Source organism: Hylemonella sp. GW821-FHT12C09 (genome assembly GCF_058807395.1).
In genome coordinates, this window is the sequence record NZ_JBXAQQ010000014.1 from 21,762 (window position 1) to 41,892 (window position 20,131).

The window sequence follows — 20,131 nt, forward strand, 5'->3', positions numbered from 1 at the left end:
GGCGTCAATCTACCTTTGCGCCGGAGGCCTTGACGACCTTCTCGTACTTGGCCAGTTCGGCCTTCATGAAGACGCCGAATTCCTCGGGCGTGGTCGGCACAGCTTCGGCCATGAGCGCGGCAAAGCGGGCGTGCGTCTGCGGTGCCTGGAGCGCAGCCACGAAGGCCTGGTTCAGGCGGGCCAGCACGTCCCTGGGGGTGGTGGCCGGGGCCACCACCCCCCACCAGGTATCCACCGCAAAGCCCGGCAGCGTCTCGGCCACCGCCGGGACTTGCGGCAGGGCGGACGAACGTTTCAGCGTGGTCACGGCCAGGGCCTTGAGCTTGCCGGCACGGATGTTGGCCGAAGCCGTCGCCAGGTTGTCGAAGTTGAAATCCACCTGCCCGCTGAGCAAGGCCAGCTGCGCCGGGCTGCCGCCGTTGTAGGGGATGTGCACGGCAAAGATGCCCGCCTGCGACTTGAACAGCTCGCCCGCCAGGTGACCGGCACTGCCATTGCCGCCGCTGCCGTAGTTGAGCCTGCCAGGGTTGGCCCGGGCGTAGGCGATCAGGTCCTGCAGGGTGTGGATGTTCAGACGCTGCGCGGTCTCGGCGTTGATGACCAGCACATTAGGCACGCGCAGCATCTGTGTGATGGGCGCGAAGTCGGTATCGGCCCGGTAGGGCATCCTGCTGTAGAGCCAGGGGTTGACGGCGTGCGTGGCCGTGGCGGCAATGCCGATGGTCAGGCCATCCGGTGCGGCCTTGGCCACAAGGTCGGCACCGATATTGCCGCCGGCACCCGCGCGGTTCTCGATGACGACCGGGCCCAGCGTGTCCCGAACGCCTTCAGCCAGCACGCGCGCCGTGATGTCGACAGGGCCCCCTGCCGCATAGGGCACGATCAGGCGGATCGGCCGGGTCTGGGACAAGGCCGGGAGGCTGGCCAGCGCCAGCGCGGCCAGGACGAGGAATGGAAGGGCGCGTCGTTTCATGCCCGCATTGTGCAAAATCCGGCGCCCCAGTCATCCGTCACAACCCTTTACAAGACTTTGCAGAAAGAGGTCAGCCGACCGCCCGGTCGACCGCGTTGCAGGTCCATGGAAGCTTTTTCTTCCATGCTTCAACCCCCAAGGAGTTCCGCATGAAGACCAAGATGTTGCTCGGTATCCTGGCACTGGCCGCCGCCGGCGCCCACGCCCAATCCGCCAATATGGGTAGTGCACCCAACCCCACGGCCACGCCGCGTGTAGACCAGCGCGAAGCGAACCAGGAGCGCCGCATCCAGCAGGGCGTGAACTCGGGCCAGCTGACACAGCGCGAAGCCGCCCGCCTGGAAAACCAGCAAGGCCGCATCGAGCGCGCCGAAGACAAGGCCAAGGCCGACGGCAAGGTCACCGCCAGGGAACGTGCCCACCTGGGCAATATGCAGGACCGTGCCAGCCACGACATCGCCCGCGAGAAGCACGACCGCCAGCGCGACATGAACCACGACGGCCGCAAGGACCGCCCGGCCCAGCACGCCGAGCGCGGCGAACACAATCGCCGTCGCTGATCAAGCGCCCGCGAACCAGTGGCGCCAACTCAGAGGGCCGGCAGTCTGGCGACTGCCGGCCCTCTGTTTTTCATGCCTTGTCGAATCGCTGCGCAAAGTAAACCTGCGCCGCAACAGAAGTGTTGTGGTTCCGACCCGGTGCTCAAGCACCTTCACTTTGCTGCGCAAAGTGAGTCTTCACCGCAAACATGGCGCTATGCGCCATGTTTGTCCGCTTCGCTGGTGAAGGCGTCGGCGTAGAACTCTTCCTCGGGCAGCCCGGCCTGGGTTACGTAGTCGCGCCGGGCCGAGTCGACCACGATGGGCGCGCCGCAGGCGTAGACCTGGTGGCCCGACAGATCGGGGAAATCCTGCAGCACGGCCTGGTGCACGAAACCTGCGCGGCCGGCCCAGTGGTCTTCGGGCAGGGCATCGGACACGACAGGCACGTAGCTCAGGTTCGGCATGTCCTTCGTCTTCTGCAGCACCCAGTCGTGCATGTACAAGTCGGCCGGGCGGCGGCCGCCCCAGTAGAGCGTGGCCGCACGTGTGATGTGCTTGTGCTGCATCTGCTCGATCAGCGCCTTGATCGGCGCAAAGCCCGTGCCCGAAGCCAGCAGTACCAGAGGCTTGTCGCTGTCCTCGCGCAGGTAGAAGCTGCCGTAGGGGCCTTCGATGCGCAGGATCTCCTTTTCCTTCATGGCACCGAACACATAGTCGGTGAACTTGCCGCCGGGCATGTGGCGGATGTGCAGCTCCATCGTCGCGCCCACCGGCGGCGTGGCCGTGGGCTGGCCCGAGCGGCTGTGCGGCGCATTGGCCATGGAATAGCTGCGCCGCGCGCCGTCACGCAGCAGGAATTCGACGTACTGGCCGGCATGGAACTGGAAGCTGTCATTGGCCGGCAGCTGCAGCACCAGGCGCATGACATCGGGCGAGACCTTCTGCATCTCGTTCACGCGCACCGGCATCTTGCGGATCGGGAAAGCGCCGGCCTCCGTCACCTGGCGCGATTCCAGCACCACATCACTCTGCGGCAAGCCGCAGCAGGTCAGCACGTAACCGGCGGCCTCCTCGGCCTCGCTCAGGGCCTTGCTCTGGTGGGGGCCATGCACCACGGTACCGGAAATCTTCTTGCATTTGCAGGAGCCACAGGCACCGTCCTTGCAGCCATAGGGCAGGCCGACGCCGGCGCGGATGCCCGCGGCCAGCATGGCTTCACCGGGCAAGACCTGGAAACTGCGCCCGCTGGGCAAGACACTGACCTGGAAAGCAGTTTCACTGGGCGCCATCTTTTCGTTATCCTTGAATGCTTCGTCGACGGAAAAACAGGAATTTTGCCAGTGTTAACAAGCCCCCACGGCGCGCTGCCCATACGCTTCAGACGCCAGCGCGTGCTCATCGTCGGCTGCGGCGACGTAGGCCTGCGCGCTGTAGCCGCCTTGCCGACCCGCGTTCGGGTGCTGGCCCTCACCTCGACACCAGGACGACGCGCTGAACTGCGCGCACGGGGCATCACGCCGCTGTCAGGCGATCTGGATGATGCGGCCACGCTGCGCCGCCTGGCCGGCCTGGCTACGCGGGTACTGCATCTCGCGCCGCCGCCGGGTGAGGGCTTGGGCGATCCGCGCACCGACGCGCTGCTGAATGCCCTGCGACGCCGTACGCCACCGACCGCCTTTGTCTACGGCTCCACCAGCGGCGTCTACGGCGACTGCGCCGGCGACTGGGTCGCCGAAACCCGCCCCTTGCGCGCTGGCACGCCACGCGCGCAGCGGCGCGTGGCAGCCGAGAGACTGGTGCGCTTCCACGGTCGCAGTGGCCTGCGCACCAGCATCCTGCGCATCCCGGGCATCTATGCACCCGATCGCGAAGGCGGCACCCCGCGCGAACGGCTGCAACGCGGCACGCCGGTGCTGCGCGCGGAGGACGACGTCTACACCAACCACATCCACGCCAATGACCTGGCCCGCGCCTGCGTGGCCGCCCTGTGGCGCGGCGCCGCACAGCGCGTCTATCACGTGAGCGACGACACGCGGCTGAAAATGGGCGACTACGTCGACCTGGCCGCCAGGCTGTATGGCCTGCCCCAGCCACGCCGCATCTCGCGCCAGGAGGCCCAAGCGCAGCTTTCACCGATGCTGCTGAGCTTCATGAGTGAATCGCGGCGCATGGATAACACGAGGATGAAGAAGGAATTGCGCGTCAGGCTCAGGTATCCGTCGGTGGACACTGGCTTGCGTAAGCAATCCAGCCAGCCCTAGCGCAGCCGGCATCGAACCTGCGCACGAAGTGCGCTTCAACATGACCGCCCTTGGGCCTCCCGATTCGCGAACGAGGCGGCGCTGCGACTCGAGGCGATGGTGCGGGGGCCGGAATCGAACCCGCGCGCGAAGCGCGCTTCAACCATACCGCCTTGGGCGTGCCGGTTCGCGCGTGCAAACCCACTGGAACTCGAAGGAGGTGGTGCCCGGGGCCGGAATCGAACCGGCACGCCTTGCGGCGGGGGATTTTGAGTCCCCTGCGTCTACCAATTTCACCACCCGGGCATGGGATGGATTTCGAAACGCGCGCCATGCGGGTTCGAACCCCACCCCTAAGGGAGAGAAGGCCGAAATTATGGCACAGTGGCGTTCATGAAGTACCCCACCATCGAAGACGCCATCGGCAAGACACCGCTGGTCGCCCTGCAACGCATCGGCGCCACGGACAACGCCGCGCGCGGCAACGTCATCCTCGGCAAGCTCGAGGGCAACAACCCGGCCGGCTCGGTCAAGGACCGCCCAGCCCTGTCCATGATCAAACGCGCCGAGGAACGCGGCGACATCAAGCCCGGCGACACCCTGATCGAAGCCACCTCGGGCAACACGGGTATCGCCCTGGCCATGGCCGCAGCCATCAAGGGTTACCGCATGGTGCTGATCATGCCGGAGGACCTGTCCATCGAAAGGGCCCAGACCATGAAGGCCTTCGGCGCCGAGCTGATCCTGACCCCGAAGTCCGGCGGCATGGAATACGCCCGTGACCTGGCCGAGCAGATGGAAAAAGGCGGCAAGGGCCGCGTGCTGGACCAGTTCGCCAATGCCGACAACCCGCGCATCCACTACGAAACCACCGGCCCCGAGCTGTGGGAGCAGACCGATGGACGCATCACGCACTTCGTCAGCGCCATGGGCACCACGGGCACCATCACCGGCGTGTCGCGTTTCCTGAAGGAAAAGAACCCGGCGATCAAGATCATCGGCGCCCAGCCCAGCGAGGGCTCGCGCATTCCCGGCATCCGCAAATGGCCCGAGGAATACCTGCCCAAGATCTACGATCCCAAATCTGTGGATGAACTGGTCTATGTGAGCCAGAGCGACGCCGAGGAGATGTGCCGGCGCCTGGCACGCGAGGAAGGCATCTTTGCCGGTATTTCGGCCGCCGGGGCCTGCTGGGTCGCGCAGCAGATCGCCGCGCGCGAGACCAACGCCACCATCGCCTTCATCGTCTGCGACCGCGGCGATCGATATCTTTCAACGGGCGTCTTTCCGGCCTGACGCGCCCGGCCATGAGCGAGGCCTATCGCTACTGCCCGGTCTGTGCCGCACCGCTGGCACCCGTCACCCTGCTGGAAGACGGCGGGCCGAAGGAGCGCCTGCGCTGCCCGGCCTGTACCTGGACGCACTGGAACAACCCCACGCCGGTACTCGCCGCCGTGGTCGAGTACCAGGGCCAGATCCTGCTGGCACGTAACGCCGCCTGGGAAGGCAGGATGTACGCGCTGATCACCGGTTTCATGGAGGCAGGCGAATCGCCGCAGGACGGTATCGCCCGCGAGATCCTGGAGGAAACGAATCTTCAGGTCCGGGAAATCCACCTGATCGGCGTCTACGATTTCCAGCGCATGAACCAGGTGATCATTGCCTACCACGCGCGCTGCGAAGGTGAGGTGCAGCTCTCGCCCGAGCTGGTGGACTACCGGCTCTTCACCCCCGACAAGGTCAAATGCTGGCCCGCCGGCACCGGCTACGCCCTGGCCGACTGGCTGCGCTCACGCGGCCATGAGCCCCAGTTCATCGAATGGTCCCGCCCCTCGCCAGACCCCTCGGCGCCCGCCTGAATCCAGGATTGCTTAAAATCGCTGCTATTAGCCAATCTGGACTTGTGATGAACGCTGACCGAGAACTCGACACCCGCGGCCTGAACTGCCCCCTGCCCATCCTCAAGGCCAAGAAGGCCCTGTCGGAAATGACCAGCGGCCAGACACTCAAGGTCGTGGCCACCGACGCGGGTTCGGTCCGTGATTTCGTGGCTTTTGCCAAGCAGACCGGTAACGAGCTGCTGGAACAGACCACCGAGGGCAAGGATTACATCCACGTCCTCAAGCGCCGCTGAGGTGCCCCTGGCCCTGCAGCCGGCGGCCGCGCTCAGACCTTGAGCGACTTCAGATAGGCGCGAAAGCTCGCCCCCACCTCGGGATGCGCCAGGGCAAGCTCCACCGTAGCCTCCAGAAAACCTTCCTTGCTGCCGCAGTCATAACGCTTGCCCGCATAGGTGTAGGCGTGCACGGCTTCGTGCCTGAGCAAGCCGGCAATGCCGTCGGTCAGCTGGATCTCGCCCCCCGCACCGCGCGGCTGCTGGCGGATCTGGTCAAACACGGCCGGCGTGAGGATGTAACGACCGGCCACGGCCAGGCGTGACGGCGCCTGATCCGGCGCCGGCTTCTCCACCATATGGCTGATCTTGAGCAGGCGCTCGCCATCGGCCTTGCCGGCCACGATGCCGTAACGACGCACCTGTTCCTGCGGCACCTCCTGCACGGCGATCACCGAGTTGTTCAAGCGATCAAACTGTTCAGCCATCTGCGCCAGCACAGGCTGGCCACCCGGCGGACCCATCATCAGGTCGTCGGCCAGCAGCACGGCAAAGGGTGCGCCTTCGGTCAGGTGCTCGGCACACAGCACCGCATGGCCCAGGCCCAGGGCGCGCGGCTGGCGCACATAGGAGCACAGCATGTCGTCCGGCTGCACCGAACGCACCAGGTCCAGCAGGGCCTGCTTGCCGGCCTGCTCAAGTTCGTTCTCCAGCTCGTAGGCGGTATCGAAATGGTCCTCGATGGCGCGTTTGTTGCGCCCGGTCACGAAGACCATGTGGCGGATGCCGGCCGCGTAAGCCTCTTCCACCGCGTACTGGATCAGCGGCTTGTCGACGACAGGCAGCATCTCCTTGGGCGCGGCCTTGGTGGCGGGCAGGAAACGCGTGCCCAGGCCGGCGACAGGGAAAACGGCGGTTTTGATTTTTTGCGTCATGCCCCGATTCTCCCTGCGAAATATGTCAGTTCAAGCGGGCCAGCTGGTCCCGGATCTTGGCCAGCGTGGCGGCGAAGTCGGCCAGGCGCTTGTTCTCCTGCTCGATCACCGCCGGCGGCGCCTTGGCCACGAAAGCCTCGTTGGAGAGCTTGCCCCTGGCCTTGGCAATCTCGCCTTCCAGCCGCGTGGCTTCCTTGCCCAGGCGCAGCTTCTCGGCGGCCACATCCACTTCCATGTGCAGGCACAGGCGGGCTTCGCCGACCACGGCTACGGGCGCGGCCTGGGCGGCGGCGGCCCACTCGGCTTCGACCTTGAACACCTTGACTTCGCTGAGCTTGGCCAGGGCCTGCAGCACCGGCGCCCACTGCTCCAGGAAAGCCGTCTCGCTGGCGCTGCCGGCCACGGCGTACAGCGGCAGGCGCGTGGACGGCGACACATTCATCTCACCCCGCAGGTTGCGGCAGGCGTCGACGAACTGGCGCAGGCGGGCGACTTCGGCCATCGCCGCGGCGTCGATGCGCTCGGGCTGGCTCACGGGGTAGGCGGCCACACTCACCGACGCACCGGCCCGGCCGGCCACGGGCGCCACCTTCTGCCACAGCTCTTCGGTGATGAAGGGGATCAGCGGATGCGCCAGGCGCTGGATGGTCTCCAGCGTACGGATCAGGGTGCGGCGGGTGCCGCGTTTTTGCGCATCGTCGCCGGTGTTGATCTGCACCTTGGCGATTTCCAGGTACCAGTCGCAGAACTCGTTCCAGACGAAGTCGTAGATGGTGTTGGCAACATTGTCCAGCCGGTAATCGGCAAAGCCCTGGGCCACTTCGGCTTCGACCTGCTGTAGCAGCGAGACGATCCAGCGGTCGGCCGCGCTGAAGCTCAGGTAGCCGTGGAAGGGACCGCCCGGCACGCATTGTTCCTTGGTGTGCTCCTCCAGGCCGCAGTCATGGCCCTCGCAGTTCATCAGCACGAAACGTGTGGCGTTCCAGAGCTTGTTGCAGAAGTTGCGGTAGCCCTCGCAGCGCTTGCTGTCGAAGTTGATGTTGCGGCCCAACGAAGCCAGCGAGGCGAAGGTGAAGCGCAGGGCATCGGCACCGAAGGCCGGGATGCCTGCAGGAAATTCCTTCTCGGTGTTCTTGCGCACCTGGGGCGCGGTCTCGGGCTTGCGCAGGCCGACGACGCGCTTGTCCAGCAGGGGCCCAAGTGCGATGCCGTCGATCAGGTCCACCGGGTCCAGCACATTGCCTTCACTCTTGCTCATCTTCTGGCCCTGCGCATCACGCACCAGACCGTGGATGTAGACATGCTTGAAGGGCACCTTGCCCGTGAAGTGGGTCGTCATCATGATCATGCGCGCGACCCAGAAGAAGATGATGTCGTAGCCTGTGACCAGCACGCTGGAGGGCAGGTAGAGATCAAAGTCTTCTGTCTGCTCGGGCCAGCCCATGGTGCTGAAGGGCACCAGCGCGGACGAGTACCAGGTGTCGAGCACGTCTTCGTCACGCGTGAGCTTCTTGCCCGCGCCAGCCTTGGCCTGCGCTTCGGCCTCATTACGGGCCACGATGACGTTGCCAGCCTCGTCGTACCAGGCCGGGATCTGGTGGCCCCACCAGAGCTGGCGCGAGATGCACCAGTCCTGGATGTTGTTCATCCACTGGTTGTAGGTGTTGACCCAATTCTCGGGCACGAACTTGACCGCGCCGCTGTCCACCGCATCGATGGCCTTCTGCGCGATGCTCTTGCCGGTCGGGTCCTGGTCAGAGACTTTCGACATCGCCACGAACCATTGGTCGGTCAGCATGGGCTCGACGATCTGGCCGGTGCGGGTACAGATGGGCACCATGAGCTTGTGCTTCTTGGTTTCCACCAGCGCACCGATGGCTTGCAGATCCTTCACGATGGCCTTGCGCGCCACGAAACGGTCCAGGCCGCGGTATTTCTCGGGGGCGTTCTCGTTGACGGTGGCCTGCAGCGTGAGCACGCAGATCAGCGCCAGCTTGTGGCGCTGGCCCACCTGGTAGTCGTTCGGGTCGTGTGCGGGCGTGACCTTCACGACACCCGTGCCGAAGTCCTTGTCCACGTAGGCGTCGGCAATCACCGGGATCTGGCGGCCCACCAGGGGCAGGGTCACCATCTTGCCGATCAGGTGCTTGTAACGCTCGTCATCGGGATGCACCATCACCGCCACGTCACCCAGCATGGTCTCGGGGCGGGTGGTGGCCACGGTCAGGCTGCCCGAACCGTCGGCCAGCGGGTAGGCGATGTGCCAGAGCGAACCGTCCTTTTCTTCGCTCTCGACTTCCAGATCGGACACGGCCGACTGCAGCACCGGGTCCCAGTTCACGAGACGCTTGCCGCGGTAGATCAAACCCTGTTCATAGAGACGCACGAAGGTCTCGGTCACCACCTTGGACAGCTTGTCATCCATGGTGAAGTACTCGCGGCTCCAGTCCACGCTGTCGCCCATACGGCGCATCTGCGTGGTGATGGTGTTGCCGCTCTGCTCTTTCCACTCCCAGACACGCGCCACGAAGTTCTTGCGCCCCAGGTCGTGGCGGCTGACCTTCTGCTCCTGCAACTGGCGCTCCACCACGATCTGCGTGGCAATGCCCGCGTGGTCCGTGCCCGGCACCCAGACCGTGTTGGCCCCGGCCATGCGGTGGTAACGCGTGAGCGAGTCCATGATGGTCTGGTTGAAGGCGTGGCCCATGTGCAGCGTGCCCGTCACGTTGGGCGGCGGCAGCTGGATGGCAAAAGACGGTGCGCCCGCCTTCGCCTGGCCGGTGCCGCGGAAGCCGGCCTTGCCGTAGCCGCGTTTTTCCCATTCGGGGCCCCAATGCGCCTCCAGGGCGGCGGGTTCGAAGGACTTGGACAGGCTGTTGAGGCCCGGTTGCTGGACGGTGTCGGTCATGGTGCAGACAGGAAATGAAGAACGGCGCCCGCGAGGGCGCCGTTCCATGGGGTGTTTGGGAACTGCCCCGATTTTACCGGGGCAGTTCCCTGGCCGCCTGGATGCACTGGGCCAGCACATCCCTGCTGCCGATCTGGTTGGCCAGCAGCAGGATCAGCCGGGCGTTCAGCAGTTCGGACTGCTCCCGGCTCAGGCCGGTGTGGGCGTCCAGCAGCTGCTCGTAGAAGGTGTCGGCGTCCTGGAAATGGGGGGTGGTTTTCATCCATTACTCCTTGATGCCCATCGCGCGCTCGATGGCCTGGATCAGGCCGGCGTCGACGCTCTCGCCCGTGGCGGCGATGTAGGCATCGGGCCGCACCAGGGCCCAGGCGTGGCCGAAGACGTGGCAGGCGCCCTGCAGATGGCCCTGCGGATCGATCACGAACTCGCGCGCCTGGGGCCGGGTGTCTGGCCCCACCACCTGCACGCAGCGTACCGGTGCCGCGCTGCCCAGGTGCCGCAGACGCTGCGCCGCAGCCACCGAGATGTCGCCGAAGACCAGCACCAGCAATTGGCCGCCGGCCCATTCGATCAGGTCGTTGACGCAGCCAGCGCTGTGGTCGGCCCAGCGAAAACTCACGTTCTGTACCGACAGGCCGCCGCTGCGGTCGCAGATGCCGGAACGGGTGTAGCTGTTGGCCACGGCCATGCGGCCCGTGTTGATCAGCGCGCGCGCGAACGGATGCTGGCGCGCCAGGCTGATGGCCGCGCTGCGAAAGATGCGCTCCATGCCATCGGCCGGGCGCAGGAAACGCGCCGTGCGGTTGGTCACCATGACGTTCTGCGCCGCGGCCTCGTGCCGCTCGTCGTTGTAGCTGTCCAGCAAGGTGGCGGGCGCCTGGCCGCGCAGCACGGCCGCCAGCTTCCAGGCCAGGTTGTCGGCATCGGCCACGCCGGTGTTGCCGCCGCGCGCACCGAAGGGGCTGACGATCTTGGCCGTGTCGCCCATGAAAAACACGCTGCCGATGCGCAGCTTGTCCAGGCATTGGCTGCGGTAGGCGTAGGGGCCGACCCAGACGATCTCGGCCTCCACGTCCGAGCCGAACTGTTGCCGCAGCCGCTCGCGGACCACATCCTCGCGGCTCACCTGCTCCGGGTCGGCGTTGGGCTCCATCTGGTAGTCGATGCGCCAGACCTCGTCGCCCATCAGGTGCTGCCAGACGGCGCGGTTGCCGTTGAAGGGGGCCTCGATCCAGGTGTGGCGCTCCTGCGGCGGGCGGTGCTTGAAACGCACGTCGGCAATGCACCAGCGGTCATCCCCGCGGCGCGAGGTCATGGTGGCGCCGGTCCAGGCATGGAAGGGCGTGTGCGAGCCGCTGGCGTCGATCACGTGCTGCGCCTCCAGCGCATAGGATCCGGCCGGGGTGTCCACGGTCAACGTGGCGTAGCCCGCGTGCTGCTTGAAGCCGGACACGCGCGACTTCCAGCGCAGGTCCACATGGCCCAGGCCATAGATGCGCTCGACCAGGTAGCCCTCGATGTAGAACTGCTGGATGTTGATGAAGGGCGGCTGGGCCGAGAGGCTGTAGCTGCTGTTCTGCCGCAGGTCGAAGGAATAGACCTCGTCCTGGCCGGCAAAGGTGCGGCCCACGCTCCACTGGATGCCCTTGGCGGCGATGCGTTCGTACACGCCCAGGCGCTGGAAGATCTCCAGCGACTTCTGCGTGTAGCAGATGCCGCGCGAGGACGCGCCCTTGACACCCACCGTGTTGTCCTCGTCCAGCAGCACGGCCTCCACCCCCAGCTTCGCGAGGGCGCAAGCCAGCGTCAGGCCGGTGATGCCGGCGCCGATGATGACAACCTTGTGGCGTTTCGTGCCACCCTTGAGCTCCGGCGGTTCAATAAAGGGGTACTCGGGCAGTTCGTAGCCCTTGCCCTGGGTGAATTCGTAGCCGTTCGTATAGGCCACGTCGCGGTAGGCAGCGTTCATGCGCGGCCTTTCTGCGCGGCGCGCGCGGCCACTTCGGGTCGGTCGTTCTGTTGTGGCTTGAGCGGTGCGGCCACCTTGCCGGCCGCGCGCTCCTGGCGCCAGAGCTGCTTGCGTGCCGTCCACTCATTCAGGCGGTCGTGGGCGGTGGTGCTTTCCTTGAGCATCTGAAACTCGTCGGCCACCTGGGCCGAGAGCTCGAGCCGGATGCCGTTGGGGTCGAAGAAGTAGATGCTCTTGAAGATGTGGTGGTCGGTCACGCCGATCACCTCGATGCCGCTGCCCTGCAGTCGCGCCTTCATGGCCTCCAGCTGCGCGATGGAGTCGAGCCGGAAGGCGATATGGTTCACCCAGCGCGGCGTGTTCGCGCTGGGCTCGGCGGCCACGTCGTCGCCCAGGTCGAAGAAGGCGATGAAGGAGCCGTCCTGCAGGCGGAAGAAGAAGTGCGTGTAGGGGCAGTACTCGCCCGTGCTGGGCACGTGATCGCTCTGGATGATGTGGTAGAGCGGCAAGCCCAGGATGTCTTCATAGAAGTGCCGCGTCTCCTCCGCGTCGCGCGCGCGGTAGGCGTAGTGGTGCAGCTGCTGGATCGGTGGCGGTGCCGGCAGGGCCGTCGCCTCTCGGGGGCTGTTGCTCATGTGTGCTCCTCGGGCAGACAATTCACTTATACGTAATCCATTCACTTTAACGTAACTCCCCACCTCTGCCGACCGTCGTGGCGCCCGAGCCCCCGATAGTTATTGCGAATGAATATCAATAGCGATATTCAATAGGCAGGGGTAATTCGTCATATTGAAACTGCCAATTAGACGCAGGCAAGCCGCAGGACTACCCTAGGTTTCGTCTTTGACCTGTTCAAAGCGTTCCCGTGTTTTTCAACCCAACAAGGAGATAGCCATGCCCGCACTGAAAGGTTCCAAAACGGAACAGTGCCTGAAGGACGCCTTCGCCGGCGAATCGCAGGCCAACCGCCGTTACCTGTACTTCGCAAACAAGGCCGACGTGGAAGGCCAGAACGACGTGGCAGCGCTGTTCCGCTCCACCGCTGAAGGCGAAACCGGTCACGCCCACGGCCACCTGGAGTTCCTGGAGCAATCCGGCGACCCCGCCACCGGCATGCCCATCGGCTCCACCCGCGACAACCTGAAGTCCGCTGTCGCCGGCGAAACCCACGAGTACACCGACATGTACCCGGGCATGGCCAAGACCGCCCGCTCGGAAGGCTTTGACGAAGTCGCCGACTGGTTCGAGACCCTGGCCAAGGCCGAGCGCTCGCACGCCAACCGTTATCAGAAAGCCCTGAACGAACTGGTGGATTGATTGCGCCTTTCTTCCGCTACGCCGCGAGGCGTAGCGGTTGCTGAAAGAACTCTTCTTCAAGACTTCAAGAGTTCTTTTTCCAACCGACACAACAAAGAGGACACACCATGGCGCGCGAAGGCAACCTGGAAGCCCCGACCCGACACCCGCTGGACTGGAAGAACCCCGACTTCTACAACGAGGCCTCCACCTTCAAGGAACTGGAACGCATCTTCGACATCTGCCACGGCTGCCGCCGCTGTGTCAGCCTGTGCGGCTCCTTCCCCACCTTGTTCGACCTGGTCGACGAGAGTGCGACCGGCGAAGTCGACGGCGTCGCCAAGCCCGACTACTGGAAGGTGGTCGACCAGTGCTACATGTGCGACCTGTGCTACATGACCAAGTGTCCGTACACGCCGCCGCACGAATGGAATCTGGACTTCCCGCACACCATGCTGCGCGCCAAGGCCATCAAGTTCAAGAAGGGCGAGGTCAAGACCAGCGAGAAGCTGCTGGCCTCCACCGATCTGCACGGCTCCTTTGCCGGCATCCCCATCGTCGTGCAGATCGCCAACGCCGTGACCCATACCAAGGCCGCGCGCAGCGTGATGGAAAGCGTGGCCGGCGTCGACAAGGACGCCTGGCTGCCCTCGCTGGCGACGCAGAAGTTCCGCGCCGGCGCCGCCGACAGCCAGCCTTACACGGTGAAGAACGGGGACAAGACACCGGGCAAGGTTGCGATCTACTCCACCTGCTACGTCAACTACAACGAACCCGGCATCGGCCACGATCTGCTCAAGATCCTCGACCACAACGAGATCCCCTACGTACTGGTCAGCAAGGAGAAGTGCTGCGGCATGCCCAAGCTGGAGCTCGGTGACCTGGACTCCGTCAACAGCAGCAAGGAAGCCAACATCCCCGTGCTGCACCAGTACGCACAGGAAGGCTACGCCATCCTGTCGGCCGTGCCCAGCTGCACCCTGATGTTCAAGCAGGAGATTCCGCTGATGTACCCGGACGACACCGCCGTGCAGGCGGTGAAGGAGGCCATGTGGGACCCCTTTGAGTATCTGATGGCGCGCAAGCGCGACGGCCTGCTCAAGACCGATTTCCCGCAGAAGCTGGGCAATGTGAGCTACCAGATCCCCTGCCATGGCCGTGTGCAGAACATCGGCAAGAAGACCGAAGAGATGCTCAAGATGATTCCCGACACCACGATCAACACGATCGAGCGCTGCTCGGGCCACGCCGGCACCTTCGGCGTGAAGAAGGCCTACCACCAGCAGGCCATGAAGATCGGCAAGCCCGTGTTCAAGGCCATGGCCACCATGAAGGACGGCAGCAAGCCCGATTACATCAGCTCCGACTGCCCGCTGGGCGGCCACCACATCGCACAGGGCTTCGAAGTCAACGGCCTGGGCGCCCCCGAGCTGCAGCACCCGCTGAGCCTGGTGCGCATGGCGTACGGATTGAAATGAAACACCCCCAGGCTGCGCGCACTGCGTGTCGCTCCGCCACCCCCCTTGCAGGGGGCAACGCCAGTGGCCCGGCAAAGCCGGCTCCACGGCGTTCCGCGGTTAGACCCTTTCATGCGTTGCGGGCTGGTTACTAAAACGGTAACGGAAAACACTATGCAACTCACCGGCAAGATCAGCCCCGACAACCTCATGTCGCTGGAGGCCTACAGCAAGTGGCGCAAGGCGCATAAGGGCGAGGTCATCGCCCACCGCAAGCTGCGCAGCGTACTACTGGGCGAACACATCAACCTGCAGTTCGAGTCCGAGCTGACCATCCGCTACCAGATCCAGGAGATGCTGCGCATCGAGAAGATCTTCGAAGAGGAAGGCGTCCTGGACGAGATCCACGCCTATGCCCCACTGGTGCCCGACGGCACGAACTGGAAGGCGACGATGCTGATCGAATACCCCGACATCAACGAACGCAAGCGCGAGCTGGGCCGCCTGATCGGGGTGGAAGACCGCATGTTCGTCGAGGTAGAAGGCTACCCGCGCGTCTACGCCATTGCCGACGAGGACCTGGACCGCGAGAACGAGGAGAAGACCTCGGCCGTGCACTTTGTGCGCTTCGAGCTCACGCCTGCCATGTGTGCCGCCGTCAAGGCCGGCGCCAGTGTCAAGGTGGGCTGCGACCACACCAACTACCCGGCGCACGTCACGGTCAGCGCGGAGACCCTGGCCTCCCTGGCTGGCGACCTGAAGTAGGCCTCGCCGACAGGGCCCGCACATCAGCGCCAGGGCCCTGTGCCTGGGCGGGCAGCCCGTGCCTGATCGCGCCTGAGAAATGCGCCTGAACAGGCCCTAAACTATCTGCCATGCCCCCTGTCTCCGCCCGTCTGCGTGCACTGCTGCCTTTCCTGAACTGGCCACGTCCCACGGCCGAACTGCTGCGCAGCGAGGCCCTCGCCGGCCTGGCCGTCGGCCTCATGGTGATTCCCCAAGGCGTGGCCTACGCCGTGCTGGCGGGCATGCCGCCCGTCACCGGCATCTACGCCTCCATCCTGCCGGCCCTGCTGGCGGTGCTGTTCAGCGCCTCGACCCGGCTCTCGGTGGGCCCCACGGCGCTGACCTGCCTGCTGGTGACTGCCGGCCTCACGGGACTGGCCCCGCCCGGCTCGGCCGAATGGGTCCAGCTGGCGATCTGGCTGGCCCTGCTCACCGGCCTGCTGCAGCTGGTGCTGGGTTTCATGCGCTTCGGCTGGCTGCTCAACCTGGTCAATGCGCCGGTGCTCACGGCCTTCACCCAGGCGGCGGCGGTGCTCATCATCACCTCGCAGCTGCCCGACCTGATGGGCCTGCCGGGCTGGCACAGCCTGCGATCCGGCGTTCTGCCCCCCTGGCACCTGCCCTCCCTGGCCTTCGGCATCGGCACGCTGGTGCTGCTGCTTGCAGCACGTCGCTGGCGCCCGGCCTTTCCCTCGGTGCTGCTGATCGTGCTGGCCGCGGCAGGACTGTCCCGCGGGTTGGGCTTCGAGGCGGCAGGAGGCCAGGTGGTCGGGGCCCTGCCGGCGGGCCTGCCCGCGCTGAACCTGCCGGCCCTGCCCGAGTTCTCCGTGCTGGGCCAGCTGCTGCTGCCCACCCTGGTCATCACCCTCGTGAGCTTCCTGGAGACGGCCTCCAGCGCCAAGGTCGACAACGAACGCCGCGGCACGCGCTGGGACCAGGACCAGGACCTGATCGGCCAGGGCCTGGGCAAGCTGGCGGCCGGCCTCAGCGGCGCCTTCCCGACCAGTTCCTCCTTCTCGCGCTCGGCGCTCAACCTCTACGCCGGCGCGCGCACCGGCTGGGCCACGGTGTTCTCCGCAGGCGTCGTGCTGCTGGCGCTGTGGCTCTTCATTCCGGTGCTGCGCCACGTGCCGCAGGCCGTGCTGGCGGCCATCGTGGTGGCCGCGGTGCTGGGCCTGATCAAACCGCGCGAGTTCCTGCGCCTGTGGCGCATCGCCCGGGTCGAAGCGGTGATCGCGGGCGCCACCTTCCTCATCACCCTGCTGGTGTCGCCCCAGCTCTACTGGGGCGTGCTTGCCGGCGTGCTGATGTCGCTGAGCTATTTCCTCTACCAGCGCCTGCATCCGCGCATCATCGAAGTGGGCCTGCACCCGGACGGCAGCCTGCGTGATCGCCACCTCTGGAAGCTGCCGCCGCTAGCCGCCAACACCTATGCCCTGCGCATGGATGCGGCGCTGGACTTCGCCGCCGCGGCCGAGTTCGAGCGCGCTGTCGTGGAGTACCTGGCGGCCCAACCAGACACCCGCCACGTATGCCTCTTCGCCCAGCCCATCAACCACATCGATGCGACGGGCGTCGATGCCCTGCTCAAACTCAGCGGGCAGTTGCACCAGCAAGGTGTGCTGCTGCACATCAGCGGCATGAAGCTGCCGGTGGAACGCACCCTGCTGCAGGCGGGTTGGAAACTCGCCGACCCGGCCCATCGTCTCTACCGCACGGAAGCGGAGACGGTCGCTGCGCTGCGCGAACTGGCCTGAGCCCGCGGACAGACGCCCACCCCGGGGGGGTCAGCCGAATTTCAGGAACATGCGACTATAGGGTCCCTTGAGCCGGCCCAGCGCCTCCCGCGCGGCGGTCGCGTCCAGGTTCATGGCGGCCCGCTGCAGCGCAGCCACAGAGGCCTCCAGCGCCTGCAGGGCGGCACCAAATTCAGCGTCACTCTGCAGGGCCTTCGGGGCTTCGCTGCGCAGCCGCTGGGCCAGATACTCCAGCACGCCCACCCGCTTCACCAGCGTCAGCATGGCTTGCGGATTGCTCGTCATGGCAGGCCCTTGCTGCAGCACATATTCCATCTCGGCGTGGTAGGCATTCATGTGGTCGCTGAAGACGACGACGCCATTGCGCCGCCGCAATTCAGCCATGATGTCGCGCGCCTGCTCCAGCGTTTCATGCGCTTGCACCAGCTTGCCCTGGCCAACCTCGCCTGCAGCCTGCTCATACACCTTGAGCACGGCATTCAGGGAGGTACGGAATTCAGGGTCCCTGTCGTAGGGGATGGAAGGCTGGGCAGCGAACCTGTCGAGGATAGCCTGCCAGGCCTGCCGGGCCTGGACCATGGCCTGCTCCGACTCGGCCTGCGCCTTGCTGTTGGTGCGGAACAAGGCCGCACGGTAGGGGGCGTAAGCCTGGTTGATGGCTTCCGTCACCGGATCGGCCGCCTGGGCCCCCAAGCAGGCCAGCAGGCCGAGCATCACAAAGAAATTGACAAGAAGCTTCATGGCATCTCCAGATCAGGAACGGCGCCGACACAGCGGCAAGAAATCCAGTCTAGTCGGCGCCCGCACGCCCATCTTGACCCACATCAAAGCTGCGGCGCCACAGCGCCCAGTCAGGTCCGAGCGGGGCCTCCAGCGACAGCGCCGTGCCATGCACCGGATGGACCAGCTCCAGGCGCAGCGCATGCAGCCAGAGGCGCTGCGCCCCCAGCAGCGCCGCCAGCGCGCGATTCAGGGGCCCCTTGCCATGGGTGGCGTCGCCGATGATGGGGTGGGCGATGTGCTTGAGATGGCGACGCAACTGATGCCGCCGACCGCTCAGGGGCTGCAGCTCCACCAGCGCACAACGCGTCGTAGGAAAGTCACCCTGCGGCAGCGGCAGCTCGTACCGCGCCAGCGTGCGATAGCGCGTCCGGGCGTCCTGCACGGGCGTACGGCCAGCGCGGGCGTCGTCGTCCATGCGTTGGAGCGGGTGATCGATCAAACCCGATTCGGGCGGCCAGCCGCGCACCACCGCCTGGTAGCTCTTGCGCACCTGATCCGGTGCCTCGAAGGCAGTTCCCAGAACGCGGGCCGTGCCGGCATCCAGCGCAAACAACAGCACCCCGCTGGTGCCCTTGTCCAGCCGGTGTGCGGGCCAGACCGGGCGGCCGAGCTGATCGCGCAGCAACTGCAGGGCAAACAAGGTCTCGCCGGCGTCGAGTCCCGTGCGGTGGACCAGCAGCCCCGGCGGCTTGTCCACGGCTACTAGATAATTGTCCTGATACAGGATACGCAAGAACATGCTTTTTTTATTATCGCCCGCGAAATCACTGGACTACGACACCCCGGCCGGCGACGTGCCGCACACGCAACCCTTGTTCGTCAAGCAATCGAGCGAGCTCATCCAGATCCTGCGCGGCTACTCACCGCAACAGATTTCCGAACTGATGGACCTGAGCGATGCGCTCGCCGGACTGAACGTGGCGCGCTACCAGGCCTGGAGCCCGAAGTTCACCGCCAAAAACGCCAAACAGGCCGTGCTGGCCTTCAACGGCGACGTCTACGAAGGGCTGGACGCCAAGACGCTCAAGGCCCAGGACCTGGCCTGGGCGCAGGAGCATGTCTGCATCCTCAGCGGCCTGTACGGCGTGCTGCGCCCGCTGGACTGGATGCAACCCTACCGCCTGGAGATGGGCACCGCCCTGGAGAACCCGCAGGGCAAGAACCTCTACAAATTCTGGGGCAGCAGAATCTCCGAGTACCTGAACGAACGCCTGCAAGCCGACAAGTCGCCCGTGGTGGTGAACCTGGCCTCGCAGGAGTACTTCAAGGCCGTGGACAGCAAGACGCTCCAGGCCCGCGTGATCGAGTGCGTGTTCGAGGACTGGAAAGGCGGCAAGTACAAGGTCATCAGCTTCCTGGCCAAACGCGCGCGCGGCCTGATGGCACGCTACGCGGCAACCAAACACCTGAGCACACCGAAGCAGCTGGAGAAGTTCAACCTCGAGGGCTATGCTTACGCGGCGCAGGCGTCTCAACCCGATCGCCTGGTCTTCCGCCGGAAAGTGCAGGACTGAGATGAGCCACCCCGAAGACTCGCTGCTGGGCAAGGCGGCCCCCTATGTCGACCAGTACGACGCCAGCCTGCTCTTTCCCATCCCACGCCTGACCAAGCGCCAGGAGATCGGCGTGCCGGCCACCCTGCCCTTCATGGGAGCGGACCTGTGGACGGCCTACGAGCTGAGCTGGCTCAACGCACGCGGCAAACCACAAGTGGCCATCGCCCAGATCACCGTGCCCTGCGAGACGCCCAATATCGTCGAGAGCAAGTCCTTCAAGCTCTACCTCAACAGCTACAACAACACGAAATTCGCCGACGCGGCCGAGGTGCAGGCGCGTATCCGCGCCGACATCAGCACAGCGGTCTGGCGTGATTCCGACAAGAGCGGCACCGTGGGCGTGAAAATCATCGCGCCCGAACTGTTCGACCAGCAGCCCATTCATGAACTCGACGGCCTGAGCCTGGACCGGCTGGACATCGAATGCACACACTACACGCCGACGCCCGAACTGCTGACAGCCGCCTTTGACGAACAGCCCGTGAGCGAGGTGCTGACCAGTTCCCTGCTCAAGAGCAACTGCCTGGTGACCGGCCAGCCCGACTGGGCCAGCGTCCAGATCAGCTACAGCGGGCCGCAGATCGAGCAGGCCGGCCTGCTGCAATACCTGGTGAGCTTTCGCAACCACAACGAATTCCATGAGCAGTGCGTGGAGCGCATCTACATGGACCTCTGGACGCGCTGCAAGCCGACCAAGCTGACGGTCTATGCACGCTACACACGCCGCGGCGGCCTGGACATCAACCCCTGGCGCACCAGCCACCCGCAGGCCCTGCCGGCCAACGTCCGCACGGCACGGCAGTGAGCGCGCCCTGA

At 65.5% G+C, this 20,131-nt stretch carries 20 protein-coding genes and 1 tRNA gene; 11 read left to right on the forward strand and 10 right to left on the reverse strand.

The window, feature by feature from the left end:
• Positions 1 to 4: 4 nt before the first annotated feature.
• Positions 5 to 973 (reverse strand): tripartite tricarboxylate transporter substrate binding protein, encoded by a 969-nt coding sequence (locus AC1RRP_RS18595; RefSeq protein WP_493038862.1) that lies wholly within the window; start codon positions 971 to 973, stop codon positions 5 to 7.
• A gap of 149 nt (positions 974 to 1,122) precedes the next feature.
• Between AC1RRP_RS18595 and AC1RRP_RS18600 the strand changes: the two genes are divergently transcribed.
• Positions 1,123 to 1,533, forward strand: coding sequence for a hypothetical protein (locus AC1RRP_RS18600; protein WP_493038863.1), 411 nt, complete (start codon positions 1,123 to 1,125; stop codon positions 1,531 to 1,533).
• 194 nt (positions 1,534 to 1,727) lie between these two features.
• Here AC1RRP_RS18600 and AC1RRP_RS18605 read toward each other — a convergent pair whose 3' ends face one another.
• Positions 1,728 to 2,804 (reverse strand): CDP-6-deoxy-delta-3,4-glucoseen reductase, encoded by a 1,077-nt coding sequence (locus tag AC1RRP_RS18605; protein WP_493038864.1) that lies wholly within the window; start codon positions 2,802 to 2,804, stop codon positions 1,728 to 1,730.
• A 45-nt stretch (positions 2,805 to 2,849) separates the two neighbouring features.
• On the opposite strand from AC1RRP_RS18605, the gene AC1RRP_RS18610 reads away from it, so the two are divergent.
• Positions 2,850 to 3,776, forward strand: coding sequence for an SDR family oxidoreductase (locus tag AC1RRP_RS18610; protein ID WP_493038865.1), 927 nt, complete (start codon positions 2,850 to 2,852; stop codon positions 3,774 to 3,776).
• A 200-nt stretch (positions 3,777 to 3,976) separates the two neighbouring features.
• Here AC1RRP_RS18610 and AC1RRP_RS18615 read toward each other — a convergent pair.
• Positions 3,977 to 4,061, reverse strand: a tRNA-Leu gene (locus AC1RRP_RS18615).
• Positions 4,062 to 4,148: 87 nt separating this feature from the next.
• Between AC1RRP_RS18615 and cysM the strand changes: the two genes are divergently transcribed.
• The 3 genes from cysM to AC1RRP_RS18630 are packed head-to-tail and all read left to right on the forward strand — an operon-like array spanning position 4,149 to position 5,889.
• Entirely contained in the window at positions 4,149 to 5,051 is a 903-nt protein-coding gene (cysM, locus tag AC1RRP_RS18620; protein ID WP_493038866.1) for a cysteine synthase CysM, read from the forward strand.
• 11 nt (positions 5,052 to 5,062) lie between these two features.
• Positions 5,063 to 5,614 (forward strand): NUDIX domain-containing protein, encoded by a 552-nt coding sequence (locus tag AC1RRP_RS18625; RefSeq protein ID WP_493038867.1) that lies wholly within the window; start codon positions 5,063 to 5,065, stop codon positions 5,612 to 5,614.
• Between the two features lie 47 nt (positions 5,615 to 5,661).
• Positions 5,662 to 5,889 carry a sulfurtransferase TusA family protein gene (locus AC1RRP_RS18630; RefSeq protein WP_493038868.1) on the forward strand — a complete coding sequence of 76 codons (228 nt, stop codon included), beginning with the start codon at positions 5,662 to 5,664 and terminating at the stop codon, positions 5,887 to 5,889.
• Between the two features lie 32 nt (positions 5,890 to 5,921).
• Here the strand turns inward: AC1RRP_RS18630 and galU are convergent, their stop codons facing one another.
• The 5 genes from galU to AC1RRP_RS18655 form a co-directional block, all read right to left on the reverse strand.
• Positions 5,922 to 6,803 carry a UTP--glucose-1-phosphate uridylyltransferase GalU gene (gene galU, locus AC1RRP_RS18635; protein ID WP_493038869.1) on the reverse strand — a complete coding sequence of 294 codons (882 nt, stop codon included), beginning with the start codon at positions 6,801 to 6,803 and terminating at the stop codon, positions 5,922 to 5,924.
• 25 nt (positions 6,804 to 6,828) lie between these two features.
• Positions 6,829 to 9,711: a valine--tRNA ligase gene (locus AC1RRP_RS18640; protein ID WP_493038870.1), complete on the reverse strand. Its 2,883-nt coding sequence runs from the start codon at positions 9,709 to 9,711 to the stop codon at positions 6,829 to 6,831.
• Positions 9,712 to 9,784: 73 nt separating this feature from the next.
• Positions 9,785 to 9,973, reverse strand: coding sequence for a DUF2783 domain-containing protein (locus AC1RRP_RS18645; protein ID WP_493038871.1), 189 nt, complete (start codon positions 9,971 to 9,973; stop codon positions 9,785 to 9,787).
• 3 nt (positions 9,974 to 9,976) lie between these two features.
• Positions 9,977 to 11,680, reverse strand: a complete 1,704-nt coding sequence (locus AC1RRP_RS18650) for an FAD-dependent oxidoreductase (protein ID WP_493038872.1) — start codon at positions 11,678 to 11,680, stop codon at positions 9,977 to 9,979.
• Positions 11,677 to 12,315, reverse strand: coding sequence for a VOC family protein (locus tag AC1RRP_RS18655; RefSeq protein ID WP_493038873.1), 639 nt, complete (start codon positions 12,313 to 12,315; stop codon positions 11,677 to 11,679). Before AC1RRP_RS18655 ends, AC1RRP_RS18650 begins: the two co-directional genes overlap by 4 nt.
• Before the next feature lie 259 nt (positions 12,316 to 12,574).
• On the opposite strand from AC1RRP_RS18655, the gene AC1RRP_RS18660 reads away from it, so the two are divergent.
• The 4 genes from AC1RRP_RS18660 (at position 12,575) to AC1RRP_RS18675 (ending at position 16,976) form a co-directional block, all read left to right on the forward strand.
• A complete protein-coding gene (locus tag AC1RRP_RS18660) occupies positions 12,575 to 12,997 on the forward strand; it encodes a rubrerythrin family protein (RefSeq protein ID WP_057676928.1) in 423 nt (140 codons plus the stop codon).
• A 107-nt stretch (positions 12,998 to 13,104) separates the two neighbouring features.
• On the forward strand, positions 13,105 to 14,454 hold the full coding sequence (locus AC1RRP_RS18665; protein ID WP_493038874.1) for a (Fe-S)-binding protein: 1,350 nt from the start codon (positions 13,105 to 13,107) through the stop codon (positions 14,452 to 14,454).
• 153 nt (positions 14,455 to 14,607) lie between these two features.
• Positions 14,608 to 15,198, forward strand: a complete 591-nt coding sequence (locus tag AC1RRP_RS18670; protein ID WP_493038875.1) for a DUF3501 family protein — start codon at positions 14,608 to 14,610, stop codon at positions 15,196 to 15,198.
• Positions 15,199 to 15,308: 110 nt separating this feature from the next.
• Positions 15,309 to 16,976, forward strand: a complete 1,668-nt coding sequence (locus AC1RRP_RS18675) for a SulP family inorganic anion transporter (protein ID WP_493038876.1) — start codon at positions 15,309 to 15,311, stop codon at positions 16,974 to 16,976.
• Between the two features lie 30 nt (positions 16,977 to 17,006).
• Here AC1RRP_RS18675 and AC1RRP_RS18680 read toward each other — a convergent pair whose 3' ends face one another.
• A complete protein-coding gene (locus AC1RRP_RS18680; RefSeq protein WP_493038877.1) occupies positions 17,007 to 17,717 on the reverse strand; it encodes a hypothetical protein in 711 nt (236 codons plus the stop codon).
• Positions 17,718 to 17,766: 49 nt separating this feature from the next.
• Positions 17,767 to 18,498 carry a pseudouridine synthase gene (locus AC1RRP_RS18685; protein WP_493038878.1) on the reverse strand — a complete coding sequence of 244 codons (732 nt, stop codon included), beginning with the start codon at positions 18,496 to 18,498 and terminating at the stop codon, positions 17,767 to 17,769.
• On the opposite strand from AC1RRP_RS18685, the gene yaaA reads away from it, so the two are divergent.
• Positions 18,497 to 19,273, forward strand: a complete 777-nt coding sequence (yaaA, locus tag AC1RRP_RS18690) for a peroxide stress protein YaaA (RefSeq protein ID WP_493038879.1) — start codon at positions 18,497 to 18,499, stop codon at positions 19,271 to 19,273. The two genes, AC1RRP_RS18685 and yaaA, sit on opposite strands and share 2 nt — an antisense overlap.
• Position 19,274: 1 nt before the next feature.
• Entirely contained in the window at positions 19,275 to 20,120 is an 846-nt protein-coding gene (queF, locus tag AC1RRP_RS18695; RefSeq protein WP_493038880.1) for an NADPH-dependent 7-cyano-7-deazaguanine reductase QueF, read from the forward strand.
• The last annotated feature ends 11 nt before the right edge of the window (positions 20,121 to 20,131 follow it).

What these genes read in the sequence shown, in the direction of transcription:
- AC1RRP_RS18595 (WP_493038862.1), bottom strand. Translation starts at nt 973, where the DNA reads ATGAAACGACGCGCCCTTCCATTCCTCGTCCTGGCCGCGCTGGCGCTG.
- AC1RRP_RS18600 (WP_493038863.1), top strand. Translation starts at nt 1,123, where the DNA reads ATGAAGACCAAGATGTTGCTCGGTATCCTGGCACTGGCCGCCGCCGGC.
- AC1RRP_RS18605 (WP_493038864.1), bottom strand. Translation starts at nt 2,804, where the DNA reads ATGGCGCCCAGTGAAACTGCTTTCCAGGTCAGTGTCTTGCCCAGCGGG.
- cysM (WP_493038866.1), top strand. Translation starts at nt 4,149, where the DNA reads ATGAAGTACCCCACCATCGAAGACGCCATCGGCAAGACACCGCTGGTC.
- AC1RRP_RS18625 (WP_493038867.1), top strand. Translation starts at nt 5,063, where the DNA reads ATGAGCGAGGCCTATCGCTACTGCCCGGTCTGTGCCGCACCGCTGGCA.
- AC1RRP_RS18630 (WP_493038868.1), top strand. Translation starts at nt 5,662, where the DNA reads ATGAACGCTGACCGAGAACTCGACACCCGCGGCCTGAACTGCCCCCTG.
- galU (WP_493038869.1), bottom strand. Translation starts at nt 6,803, where the DNA reads ATGACGCAAAAAATCAAAACCGCCGTTTTCCCTGTCGCCGGCCTGGGC.
- AC1RRP_RS18640 (WP_493038870.1), bottom strand. Translation starts at nt 9,711, where the DNA reads ATGACCGACACCGTCCAGCAACCGGGCCTCAACAGCCTGTCCAAGTCC.
- AC1RRP_RS18645 (WP_493038871.1), bottom strand. Translation starts at nt 9,973, where the DNA reads ATGAAAACCACCCCCCATTTCCAGGACGCCGACACCTTCTACGAGCAG.
- AC1RRP_RS18650 (WP_493038872.1), bottom strand. Translation starts at nt 11,680, where the DNA reads ATGAACGCTGCCTACCGCGACGTGGCCTATACGAACGGCTACGAATTC.
- AC1RRP_RS18655 (WP_493038873.1), bottom strand. Translation starts at nt 12,315, where the DNA reads ATGAGCAACAGCCCCCGAGAGGCGACGGCCCTGCCGGCACCGCCACCG.
- AC1RRP_RS18660 (WP_057676928.1), top strand. Translation starts at nt 12,575, where the DNA reads ATGCCCGCACTGAAAGGTTCCAAAACGGAACAGTGCCTGAAGGACGCC.
- AC1RRP_RS18665 (WP_493038874.1), top strand. Translation starts at nt 13,105, where the DNA reads ATGGCGCGCGAAGGCAACCTGGAAGCCCCGACCCGACACCCGCTGGAC.
- AC1RRP_RS18670 (WP_493038875.1), top strand. Translation starts at nt 14,608, where the DNA reads ATGCAACTCACCGGCAAGATCAGCCCCGACAACCTCATGTCGCTGGAG.
- AC1RRP_RS18675 (WP_493038876.1), top strand. Translation starts at nt 15,309, where the DNA reads ATGCCCCCTGTCTCCGCCCGTCTGCGTGCACTGCTGCCTTTCCTGAAC.
- AC1RRP_RS18680 (WP_493038877.1), bottom strand. Translation starts at nt 17,717, where the DNA reads ATGAAGCTTCTTGTCAATTTCTTTGTGATGCTCGGCCTGCTGGCCTGC.
- yaaA (WP_493038879.1), top strand. Translation starts at nt 18,497, where the DNA reads ATGCTTTTTTTATTATCGCCCGCGAAATCACTGGACTACGACACCCCG.
- AC1RRP_RS18685 (WP_493038878.1), bottom strand. Translation starts at nt 18,498, where the DNA reads ATGTTCTTGCGTATCCTGTATCAGGACAATTATCTAGTAGCCGTGGAC.
- queF (WP_493038880.1), top strand. Translation starts at nt 19,275, where the DNA reads ATGAGCCACCCCGAAGACTCGCTGCTGGGCAAGGCGGCCCCCTATGTC.